The following is an 11,424-nucleotide window of genomic DNA, read 5'->3' as shown; positions in this document are numbered from 1 at the left end:
TTAGTTCTTCATATCTAGTTTTTCTTCAATCTTATTGATACGTTCATATTCATCAATGAAGAACTTGCATTGGTCCATCAACATCATTGTTGTCATCAATGTATCTTGACCGTGGACCATAATAAATGTGACATCCATGTCCATGCCACCAGCTTCATCAGCAAGCAATTTAGTTTGCTCATTGTGAGCATCGACGATAGACTTGTTAGCTTCTTCAACTAACTTCTTTGCTTCTTCAATTTTGCCTTCTCTTGCATTATCTAATGCTTTCAAAAGTGCTGTTTTAGCATCTCCAGCATAAGCAACGATTGCAAAACCTGTCATTGAAATATCTTCTTTAGTAACTGCCATAATAATTTACCTCTAACTTTTTGTTTTTTCGTGCGTTAAACGTTGAATGTGAATGATGAAATATAAAAGCTCACTGCTACTTAATTTTCTATTTAGCTTGTTTTGAATAGTGACATAAATATCTTTAGCTATTTGATAAGAGACAGGATACGAATCCTGCATTTCTCTTTCCAATTTCTCACTAAAGTCCTCATTTTCATCAGTTTGGTCATCTAACCGACCAGTTAAATATTGAAGATGTATCATGAAACGATCATAATAATTTCCATTTCCCTCTTCTCGAAAAATATTATTATCAATTAAAATGCCCTTAACAATTTGATTAATATCGATTGTTTCATCTTTCTTCAAATAATTTTTCTGACTTTCTTCGCCGCGAGCATTGATAAAATGTAAAGCAATACTTTTTATTTCGGATTCTGGAAAGTTGACACCTAGATTTTTATTAATTACATCTAAGCCATGACTGGCGATTAAATATTCTGTCGTATATTGATTGCTCATATCAGGAACTAAACTTTCTGAATACGTATGTGAAAGATATCTTTTATATGAGCCAAAAATATGATCACTTAACGTGATATAAACATAATCCAAAACATTATAATCAAATTTTCTTTTAGCATAATCAATAATTTCATAAGTAGTGGTAACCACATCGATTGGTATATCTTTCATTAGGAAAAATAAGTTTTCTTGGGATCCTTTAGTATTTAAATAAAATATTTTTTCGATTTTATTTGATTCTAAATTTGATCCTTTTGTCATGTGAAAACCGATACCCTTACCCTTAACAATTGCCTGCTTATGATCTCCTAGGTTAACCAAAGCACTATTATTATTAAAGACTTGAGCAATTTCTACCATCAACCAGCCCCCTTTCCAGACGCAAAAAGACGAGATTACTGACATCCCCCCTAGATATAGCTGTTCATTAAAAACAGTTATCTCCAAGTGAAATGTCTAGTAATCTCGCCTAATCTAATAGTAACAATTTACTAGTTATTCATCTTTCAACAGAACTTAGTATATATCACATCCAATTATTTGTAAACGGTTTCAATAAACTTTTTTTTAAATAATCAAAAAATAGAGCCAAGAATAATTAAATTCTTAACTCCATTCTTTGAATTTATTCAGGTATTTCGTGAGTCTCACTGAGCTTCTTGAACCACAAAGCACTCTTCTTGACGTATCTCTTTTGTGTTGGGAAATCTACGAAGAATAGTCCATAACGCTTGCTATAACCATTTGTCCATGAGAATTGATCTTGCAATGACCAAATAAAGTAACCTTTGACATTTGCTCCATCATTAATTGCTTTCGCAATGGCAGAAATATACTTCTTAAGATAGTCAATTCTCTTTGGATCATCGATGATCGTATCGGAAGTTGCACCTTCTGGTAAACTCTCTTTCAAACCGATACCATTTTCTGTTACATAGATAGCTGGAACCAATGGATATTCATTATGAATACGCATTAAAATATCATACATCCCTTTAGGATAAATCGACCAATCCCAATCAGTCGTTTCAATCCCATCAGGTTTCTTTTCTTCTCCGATACCATGTAATCTAGAGACTGATGTGCCTTTAGCACCCGTACCGTTGTGAACCATCTCTGATTCACCTTTGTATGCACGCATCCATTTACTAAAGTAATTGTTTACTCCGACAAAGTCGATTTGATGTGCGGCTTTATCTAACTGTGCCATTTCTTCATCAGTTGACTTGAACATAGGTTGATTATTGGCATCCAATATTTCCTTAACCAAACTAAGTGTTTCAGGATTATATTTACCGGCTAAAGTACCATCCAAATATAGTCTATCTTCAAATGCATCCATCAAATCCGCAGCATGCTTGTCTTCTGGACTATCACTGTATGGGTAAACCGTCTGTAAAGCATGAACGATACCAATTTGGCCACCGAGATTCATTTCTTTATAAGCGTTGATAATTCTAGCAGAAGCTACCATTTGGTTGTGTTCAGCTTGAAATGCCAAATCAAAACGGCCTTTAGTCCCTGGAGGGAAAGTTCCACTGACAGTTTGTTGGATAGCCATAGAAGTAGGTTCATTGATAGTGATCCAATATTTTACTTCTGGGAATTCTTTGAAGCAGAATTTGGCATAATCAACAAAAGCATCAAGCATTTCTTGACTCAACCAGTCACCTTTATCATGCAGAGTAAGTGGTGTGTCAAAGTGATGTAATGTGACGAAAGGAATAATATGATGTTTGGCACAAGATGCAAACAATTTATGATAATATTCAACACCACGTGGTTCTACTTTACCAGTTCCCTCTGGAAAAATTCTTGACCAAGCAATTGATACTCTAATAGTCTGAACGCCATACTTTTCAGCTAACGTTAGATCTTCATCATATCGATGATAAAAATCAGCTGCAGGATCTGGACTAAAACGGCCTTGCTTTTCAAGATAATCATCCCAAAGAACTTTACCTTTTCCGTCTTCCTTAGTTGCACCCTCAACTTGATAAGCGGCACTTGCTCCACCCATCAAAAAATCTTTTGGTAATTTAAGCATTAAAAAACATCCTCCTATAAGTGATCTTTTACAAATTTCAATGATTTCTCAGGATTTCTAGTTAATTCAATATATTCTTTACCTGACGTAGTTGCTAATTTAGCACCGTACTTATCAGTAATCTTCTTTACATTACCTTTCATACTTTCCATTTGTGGTGCCAAAATAACTAGATCCATATCCTGAATCATATTCATATCCTGACCATAAGCACGAGCTGCAGCTGATAATGGCAAATCACGTTCCTTAGCCATCTTATTCAAAGCATTGGCCAAAATACCACTAGTACCACCGCCGGCACAGATAACCATAACAGCAGTATCTTTATCTAAAGTAGTATCATCTTTATCATCAGATTCATCTGTTGCCATTACAGTTGCATCATTGGAGTCATCTGTTGTTTCATCTGTTGAATCGTCAGTAGCAATTCCTTCTTCTTCTGCTTTCTTATTTTCAGCAGTGAGCAAATCTCTATCATATGATCTCATGAATGGAAGCCAGATGAATGCATCGACAACCAAACTTAGAAGTACGAAGACAAAGGCTAATGGTGCAAAACCGGTACTTACTAAAATACCAATTGGAGCTGGAATTACCCATGGCATGGTGTACATCATACCGTTCATTCCTAGGACATCAATAAAGAACTTAAACATACAAATGTTGACCATTGGTGTAACAACGAAAGGAATGAAGAAAATAGGATTCATAATAATTGGAGCACCGAACAAAATAGGTTCATTAACTGAGAAACTAACTGGAATAAATGAAGCCTTACCTAAAGCTTTCAATTGTTTCGATTTAGCTAAGAATAGGAACAAAAATACTAGAATAAAGGTTGATCCAGTACCACCCATATTCATAACATAATCTTGAGCATTTTGAGCTAAAACGTGTGTTGCTTGGTGACCAGCTTGAATCAAGTTCAAGTTGGCTGCTGTATTTGTAACTTCAATAGCTGAAACGGCAGGAGCAACGATTGATGGTCCTTGAACACCAACAAACCAGAAGAATCCCATCGCACCAGCAATAATGGCTAAGCCAATATACGAATCACTAGCACTGAAAATAGGTGCTAATATTGCAATAATTAATTGAGCTAAGTTTTTACCAGTTAAATTTACTAGTAGTAATGAGAAAGCCCAGAAAACTGTAACTGATAAGAACATTGGAATAACGTCTTTGAATGTCTGAGAAATATTTTGTGGTACTTGTGGAGGCATTTTGATAGTAACGTTATTTTTAATACAAATGTAGTAGATATTAGGAACAATCAAGCCGACAAGATATGATGCTACCAAACCTTGTGTTCCTAAATATGTAAGATCTGCTCCACCTTTGTTTTGAACGATAGAACTAATAATAAATGCAATTTCAGCTGCCATGATGATTGACACTGAATTCATTTGATTAGTCTTGGGCAAATCTAGGTTCTTAGTATCTGTTAAATTTTTAGCAGTTGTCGCAGTAACAAACAAAGCTAAAAGACCCATTGAGTAGTTATAGGCAATCATAATGTTATTTTCAACATTAGTTGGCCAATGATATCCCCAAGCGTTTGGAACATATGCAACTAGGATGAACAAACTTGAGAACAAAATAATTGGCATTGCGGCAATGAAACCATCACGGATAGCAGAAACATATGCATTAGATGCAATTTTTTCAAATCCGGGTTTCATTTTTTCAATTCTATTAGTAATGACATCCATTTTTTTAATCCCCCTTATTTAATTTTGCATATCTAACTTCTCTTCAATCTTATTAATTCTTTCATACTCATCAATGAAGAATTTACATTGATCCATCAACATCATTGTTGTCATCAAAGTATCCTGTCCATGAACCATAATAAATGTGACATCCATATCCATGCCACCAGCTTCATCAGCTAACAATTTGGTTTGTTCATTATGAGCATCAACAATTGATTGATTTGCTTCTTCAACCAATTTTTTAGCTTCAGCAATTTTACCTTCACGAGCATTATCCAAGGCTTTTAGAAGTGCTGTCTTGGCATCCCCCGCATAAGCAACGATTGCAAAACCTGTCATTGATATATCTTCTTTAGTAACGGCCATAATTTTTCCCTCGCTAACTTTTAACTTCTTCTTGAATTAAACGCTGAATATGAATAATGAAATAAATTAACTCATTTGAACCTAAATTCTTATTAAGTTTATTTTGAAGCTCGTCATACATTTCACTAGCAATTTCAAAAGAATCTGGATATGACTTCTTCATTTCGATCTCTAAACTTGGACTAATTTCCTTTTTATCTTCTGGCTTATCCAAACGACCAGCTAAATATTGGAGATGAATCATAAATCGGTCATAATAATTACTATTGCTTCCGATACGTTTGATTCCATACTTGTCTAAGATGCCATTTACAATTTCATTAATATCTTGGCTTTCATCTTTCTTAAGGCCACTCTCTTCTGGCCCGTTACCTTTTGCATTGATAAAATGAAGTGCAATACTTTTAATTTCAGATTTAGGAAATTCAACACCCAAGTTATTGTTAATTACTTCTAAAGCATGTTCAGCAATTCTGTATTCCAAAGGATATTCATTGTGCATATCAGGGATTAAAGCTTCTTGATAAGTACCATCCATTATGCGGTTATATGATCCTAAAAGATGATCACTTAAAGTGATGTACGCATAATCTAGTACATGATACTTATATTTTTTAACACCATAATCAATAATTTCATAAGTAGTAGTTACGATATCGATTGGAATATCTTTAATCAAGAAATATAAATTTTGTTGTGATTCTTTTGTATCTAAATAAAAAATCTTATTCACTTTTTTAGAGTCAATCTCCGACCCCTTATGCTTGTTAAAAGCAATGCCGGTTCCATTCACAATTGCTTGACGATGGTCTCCTATGTCAACCAGAGCACTGTTGTTATTAAAAACTTGTACTATTTGTACCAATTTAATTGCCTCCTTTCCTTAATCCATAAAAAAAAGACCACTAGTATACAGTTTTGCGGTAAACTACAAGTCTGTAATACTAAGTGATCTCGCCTAATTTAATAGTAACAACTCACTCAACAAATAAAAAAGACCACCCACACTTCGACTAATAAAAAACTTAATCAAAATGCTAAGTGATCTCGCCTAATTTAATAGTAACAACTCACTGAGCCATGTTCATTTCTTTCAACACAAATTAGTATAAAACATTCACTATGATTTGTAAACGGTTTCAAAAGATTATTTTTTAAATCACTATTTATCTTAATTTAAAACATATTTCTCAAAAGCTGTTGCCACGCCACTTTCATTATTATTTTTAGTAACGAAATCTGCTATTTCTTTTATTGATTCAGCGGCATTTTCCATGACCACGGATACTCCAGCTTGTTTTAACATTGGTATATCATTGGCTCCATCACCAATTGCCAAAGTATTTTTTATATCAATTCCTAGATGATCAGCTAAATGTAATAAGGCGTTGCCTTTATCGACATGTTGTGGCATGATCTCCAAAAAACCAACATCCGTTCTTACTACGTAATGGTTTTTTCCAAACAGATCATTTACTTCTGGTGTAATAGCATCCAATTTTGATCCATCCTCATTTAAAATAGCTTTTACTATTTCAAAATCATTAGGTAGCTCATCTGGACTCTTAATAATTAATCCTTTGTTATTTTCAAAAGCTTGTAAAACAGTATATTTATCAATAAAATCTCGATTACTAGTATAAGTATTTCCTTCTACATCTACGGCATTATAATGCAGTCCATTATCAACTACATATTTATCAATCTTCCGATAGGCAGCATTCGACAAAGTCTGTTGATAGATAATATGTCCTGATACTGTCTGAACGACACCACCACCGTCAATAATTACAAATTGATCATTACCTTCAATACCTAATTCATCCAAATATTCAATCATCCCATTGAAGGTTCTTCCTGAACTTAATACTATCTTGACCCCATCATCAAGTGCACTCTGAATAGCCGTTTTATTTTGTAAAGAAATGTTCTTCTTATCATCTAACAAGGTATCATCAATATCCATTGCTACTAATTTGATTTTTGGCATAATTATGCTCCCTTCACTGTTTATTTTGATAATAGCTTAACATTTAAGCGCTTTCAAATACATCAAAAAAAAAACAACCACTTATTCAGCAGCTGCTTCATCCAACAAATATTTATTATCTAACATTTTAATAAAAGGCAAATAAATCATAATACCAATAATAATCTCAATAACTTGCAGCGCAGCACCACGCCAACTTCCTGTCGTCAACCAACCCGAAATGATCGGTGGTGTAGTCCATGGCAACATGACACCGTTAGTATATGGCACCAAATGAATTGAAAAAGCTAATCCTGACAACAAAACATTCACGACCGGTGTTATTACAAACGGTATCGCAATAATTGGATTCAAAACAACTGGTAACCCATAAATAAGTGGCTCGCCAATTCCAAAGATACTAGGAATAAGCGTCAATTTACCTAATTCTTTGATTCGTTTAGATTTACAGACAAACACCATCACGATGATCAACGATAAGACACTGCCACCGCCACCATATGTCGCAAAATCTTCAATGAACTGCTCAGTATAGATGTGAGGTAACGGATGACCTGTTTGGAAAGCCTTTAAGTTATCCTGACTCAAGACAAAGAATATCGGTGACCAGACACTATTAACGACTGACGGTCCATTAATTCCAAAACACCACAAAATTGAAGCTATGAAAATATACAAAAAAACTGAACCTAATGAATTCCCGACATGCTTTAATGGTGCTTGCAACAGCGTATAAATAAAATTATAAGCTGTCCCCATAGATGTTAAACTAAAAATAATCCTAATCAAAAAGAAAATCAAAATTACAAAACCACTAGGCAACAAGACATCAAATGATTCTCGAACCATATCCGGTACACCTTTAGGCATCTTAATCGTCCATTTACGCTTTTTAGCGAATCTAAACAACTCGACACTAACTAAAGCTGTAAAAAGTCCTAAGAAAATTCCATTAGGACCAAGATATAAAGTTTTAACAGCTCCAACTTCATGTTGGCCAAATGTTACAGTCATTGGCGTTAAAATGAAAAAAGAAACTAATGCTACCGCTGTGGCATGTACTGGCACTAATCCACGATTTTTACTATAAGCATAAGAAATCCCAAAGCACGACAATAAGCCGGTAAAATTAAACACTGATCCAGAAACTGCACTAAACCATTCAATCCACTTATGACCAAAGATTCCAGTCCAAAATTTTGTCCATCCTGGAATTGGAAAATTACCAATCAATAAAAATATCGAAATAACTATAATCAGTGGCGTAATAATCAAAAAGCCATCGCGTAACGATTTTAAAACGACGTTTTCAGCTAACTTATTAGCTAAAGGCGTCAATTTTTTTTCAAATTTTTCTTGCACAAACGTACTCCCCCATATTATCCCTGATAAAAGTATACGTTAGATAATTTTTATATGACAAGTCATTATTTTATTAATTTTCAATCTTTTTAGAACAATATCGGTCAAATTTTTTTCAAAAAATTAATTTCTTTTATTTATAACGGTTTAAACAGTTTTTTAAAAGAAAGTAAATTAATTTATATCAGTGTTTGTAATCGTATTCAACATATATATTATTAGCATTTTCATAACGATAAAAGTTAATATTTCACACTTTTTATTATCTTGCAAGCAAAATACGAACTATTTACTATTTATTTACATAATCATTCATGTTATTCTTACGTATATAAAATTTAAGGAAGTGTTAGATTATCACCTATCAAATAGTTATTGAGGGAACTATTATTTCTTCAGTTTCGTTTGACAAGGCGGATTTTACACCAGAAGTACTTATATGTGTAGATCAGTCAGGAATTATTGACCGAGTTATATCCGCTACTGATAGCGATTATCAGCCTGTTAAACAAACTGCTCAACAAAATGGTTCTTATCATCGAGTTGAAAAAGGTAGCTACATTCTACCAGGATTCACTGATTTACATATTCATGCGCCACAATGGCCTCAAGCTGGTTTAGCTTTGGATAAACCGCTGAATGAATGGCTAAATTCTTATACCTTTCCATTGGAAGCTAAATTCAAGGATAAAGAATATGCCGAAAAAATTTACTACAGTCTAATTAAAGAACTCCTAGCTAACGGAACGACGACCGGATTATTTTTTGGTTCGATTCACAATGAAGCTAATCTGATTCTTGCTAAAATCTGTGCGAAACTTGGTCAAAGAGCCTTCATTGGAAAAGTTGCGATGGACAATCCTGATCAAACACCAGATTATTATCGTGATCAAAATTCTCAAGTTGCATTAAAACAAACTGAGGCATTTATTCAAAAGATGTTCGATTTGCAAAAACAAACCAATGCTGAAATAACCCCCGTTATAACGCCGAGGTTTGTTCCTAGTTGTACCGAAGAGACTCTACAAGGTCTTGGACAATTAGCGAAGAAATATGATTTACCTATTCAATCACACTGCAGTGAAAGTATTTGGGAAGATCACTATGCTCTAGAACATTATCATTTAAGAGACACTGAAGTTTTGGACAAATTTGGATTATTGACTGATAAATCAGTTATGGCACACGGTACTCAACTAAGTGACCAAGATTTAGACACTTTCAATAGTCGTAAAACAGCCATTGCTCACTGTCCAATTTCTAATATTTATTTTGGTAACTCCGTTATGCGAGTCCAAGATGCTCATCAAAAAAACGTTAAAGTCGGTTTAGGTACCGATATTTCCGGAGGTTTTTCTCCTAGTCTTTATCGCAATATGCAACAAAGTATCATGTCTTCACAAGTTCTAACTGAACAAGGACATGAAAATGCACGTATTTCAGCCGCAAATGCCTTTTACCTTGCCACTGTTGGCGGAGCAAATGCTTTGCATATCAAATCAGGACAAATTAAATCTGGCTTCAAAGCTGATTTACAAATTGTTCAAGATCAATATTTCAACATTTCATCTAATGAACCGCAAGAAATTTTTGAAAGACTGATTTACCACACGAATAAAGAAAATATCAAAAAAGTTTATGTATCTGGAAAATTAGTACATGACAACTTAGGAGAAGAATAATGGATAATAATAAGAGTAGTCTACTCGTTGGTCCTGATGACAAAATTGGCATGGGAGAAGCTGGTTTCTTAGGATTACAACACGTCTTAGCAATGGATATTTATGTACCACCAATTGTTTTAGCTGGTATGATGGCCATGGGTCTGGGTGACCAAATGGGATTATTGCAATCAACATTCTTAGCTGCCGGAATCGGTACAATTTTACAAACTTTCGTCTTCATGAAAATGCCTGTTTCTCAAGGCCCTTCATTTGTTCCCTTGGGAGCTGCCGCTGGTGTTGTCTTGGCATCTGGTGGTTTAAAAGGTAACGGAATGGGTACTTTGATTGGAGCTACCTTAATTGGCTCAATTATCTTGATTATTCTAGGTGCAACTGGAATCTTCCAGAAGATAATTAACCGTTTAGTCCCCGCTTTAGTCGGTGGAACTATTATTACTTGTGTTGGATTATCATTGATTCCTACAGCATTGAATGACAACATCTTTAATGCTGGTGGCAATGTTAACAACAATATCATCTTAGCTTCAGTTACCGCATTGACATTATTGGTTTCTGTTGGTATCAGCTTGAAGTTTAAAAAAGTTCGTCGCTTTTTCAGAACTAGTTCAATTATTTTAGCACTGGGTGTAGGTACGATCGTTTCAACTATGATGGGCATGTTCAATTGGAAAGAAGTTAGTGAGGCCGCTTGGTTCGGTCTTCCAGAAAGAACTATCTTCCACTGGGGCATCAATTTTAGTCCATCAGCAATCATTACTTTCATCATCATTTACGCCGTTATAACGACTGAAACTACTGGTACTTGGTTCGCTATGGGTGCCGTTACAAATCATGAAATCACTGATAAACAATGGAATCACGGAATTATCGGTGAAGGACTTAGCTGTATGGTAGCTTCCCTACTAGGAACTACTCCTGTTACTGGTTATTCTACAAACGCTGGTGTCATTTCTATTACCGGTGTTGCCAGTAAACGTGTTTTCTTATTCGCCGGTATTTGGTTCTCAATTTTAGGATTTTTCAGTAAATTATCCGCCTTTCTAGCTGCCATTCCCGCACCAGTGATTGGTGGAGTCTTCGCCATCATCACCGTTACGATCATGCTAAATGGTCTTAACGTCATCCGTGGCTTAGAAACAACTGACCGTGATCTTTACATCATCGGTATTCCAATCGTTTTAACATTAGCTTTAGTTCTATTACCTGCTAGTGTTACTAAGAACGCACCACAAATTTTACAATACTTATTAGGTTCCCCAATTGCCGTAGCTGCTATTGCTGCTATCATCTTAAATTTGGTCATGCCTAAAAGTAGTCCAGAAGTAAAAACTGCCTAAAAAAGAAATCTTTATGGTTCTTTCTTAGGTGAACAGTAATATTCCGTCCTCCATAGCAAAGAAA

10 protein-coding genes are annotated in these 11,424 nt (G+C 34.7%); 2 read left to right on the top strand and 8 right to left on the bottom strand.

All coding sequences use genetic code 11. The features are described 5' to 3' along the window. The 8 genes from G6534_RS04330 to G6534_RS04295 all read right to left on the bottom strand — a co-directional run bounded on the left by G6534_RS04330 (window position 1) and on the right by G6534_RS04295 (window position 8,338). Entirely contained in the window at window positions 1-351 is a 351-nt protein-coding gene (locus tag G6534_RS04330) for a PTS lactose/cellobiose transporter subunit IIA (RefSeq protein ID WP_059073481.1), read from the bottom strand. Between the two features lie 12 nt (window positions 352-363). Next, on the bottom strand, window positions 364-1,218 hold the full coding sequence (locus tag G6534_RS04325; RefSeq protein ID WP_059073482.1) for a PRD domain-containing protein: 855 nt from the start codon (window positions 1,216-1,218) through the stop codon (window positions 364-366). A gap of 265 nt (window positions 1,219-1,483) precedes the next feature. Further along, entirely contained in the window at window positions 1,484-2,905 is a 1,422-nt protein-coding gene (gene lacG, locus G6534_RS04320; RefSeq protein ID WP_059073483.1) for a 6-phospho-beta-galactosidase, read from the bottom strand. A 14-nt stretch (window positions 2,906-2,919) separates the two neighbouring features. Beyond that, window positions 2,920-4,617 carry a PTS lactose transporter subunit IIBC gene (locus G6534_RS04315; protein WP_182083172.1) on the bottom strand — a complete coding sequence of 566 codons (1,698 nt, stop codon included), beginning with the start codon at window positions 4,615-4,617 and terminating at the stop codon, window positions 2,920-2,922. An 18-nt stretch (window positions 4,618-4,635) separates the two neighbouring features. Then, window positions 4,636-4,986 (bottom strand): PTS lactose/cellobiose transporter subunit IIA, encoded by a 351-nt coding sequence (locus G6534_RS04310; protein ID WP_059073484.1) that lies wholly within the window; start codon window positions 4,984-4,986, stop codon window positions 4,636-4,638. Between the two features lie 13 nt (window positions 4,987-4,999). Then, window positions 5,000-5,851, bottom strand: coding sequence for a PRD domain-containing protein (locus G6534_RS04305; RefSeq protein ID WP_059073485.1), 852 nt, complete (start codon window positions 5,849-5,851; stop codon window positions 5,000-5,002). 306 nt (window positions 5,852-6,157) lie between these two features. After that, entirely contained in the window at window positions 6,158-6,976 is an 819-nt protein-coding gene (locus G6534_RS04300; RefSeq protein WP_059073486.1) for a Cof-type HAD-IIB family hydrolase, read from the bottom strand. An 81-nt stretch (window positions 6,977-7,057) separates the two neighbouring features. After that, window positions 7,058-8,338, bottom strand: coding sequence for a PTS sugar transporter subunit IIC (locus G6534_RS04295; protein WP_182083171.1), 1,281 nt, complete (start codon window positions 8,336-8,338; stop codon window positions 7,058-7,060). A 353-nt stretch (window positions 8,339-8,691) separates the two neighbouring features. Here G6534_RS04295 and guaD point away from each other — a divergent pair, with 353 nt between their 5' ends. After that, window positions 8,692-10,020, top strand: a complete 1,329-nt coding sequence (gene guaD, locus G6534_RS04290) for a guanine deaminase (protein ID WP_238788922.1) — start codon at window positions 8,692-8,694, stop codon at window positions 10,018-10,020. Next, window positions 10,020-11,360, top strand: a complete 1,341-nt coding sequence (locus tag G6534_RS04285) for a uracil-xanthine permease family protein (RefSeq protein ID WP_182083170.1) — start codon at window positions 10,020-10,022, stop codon at window positions 11,358-11,360. Before guaD ends, G6534_RS04285 begins: the two co-directional genes overlap by 1 nt. Window positions 11,361-11,424 lie beyond the last annotated feature (64 nt).

Origin of the sequence: Companilactobacillus pabuli (assembly GCF_014058425.1) — a bacterium.
Classification (GTDB): domain Bacteria; phylum Bacillota; class Bacilli; order Lactobacillales; family Lactobacillaceae; genus Companilactobacillus; species Companilactobacillus pabuli.
The sequence above is the reverse complement of the archived record's forward strand: the minus strand, read 5'-3'. Positions and strand labels throughout refer to the sequence as shown.

Excerpts from the sequence above, each read along its gene's own strand:
- G6534_RS04310 (WP_059073484.1), bottom strand. The coding sequence starts at position 4,986 with ATGGCCGTTACTAAAGAAGATATATCAATGACAGGTTTTGCAATCGTT.
- G6534_RS04325 (WP_059073482.1), bottom strand. The coding sequence starts at position 1,218 with ATGGTAGAAATTGCTCAAGTCTTTAATAATAATAGTGCTTTGGTTAAC.
- G6534_RS04315 (WP_182083172.1), bottom strand. The coding sequence starts at position 4,617 with ATGGATGTCATTACTAATAGAATTGAAAAAATGAAACCCGGATTTGAA.
- lacG (WP_059073483.1), bottom strand. The coding sequence starts at position 2,905 with ATGCTTAAATTACCAAAAGATTTTTTGATGGGTGGAGCAAGTGCCGCT.
- G6534_RS04300 (WP_059073486.1), bottom strand. The coding sequence starts at position 6,976 with ATGCCAAAAATCAAATTAGTAGCAATGGATATTGATGATACCTTGTTA.
- G6534_RS04285 (WP_182083170.1), top strand. The coding sequence starts at position 10,020 with ATGGATAATAATAAGAGTAGTCTACTCGTTGGTCCTGATGACAAAATT.
- G6534_RS04330 (WP_059073481.1), bottom strand. The coding sequence starts at position 351 with ATGGCAGTTACTAAAGAAGATATTTCAATGACAGGTTTTGCAATCGTT.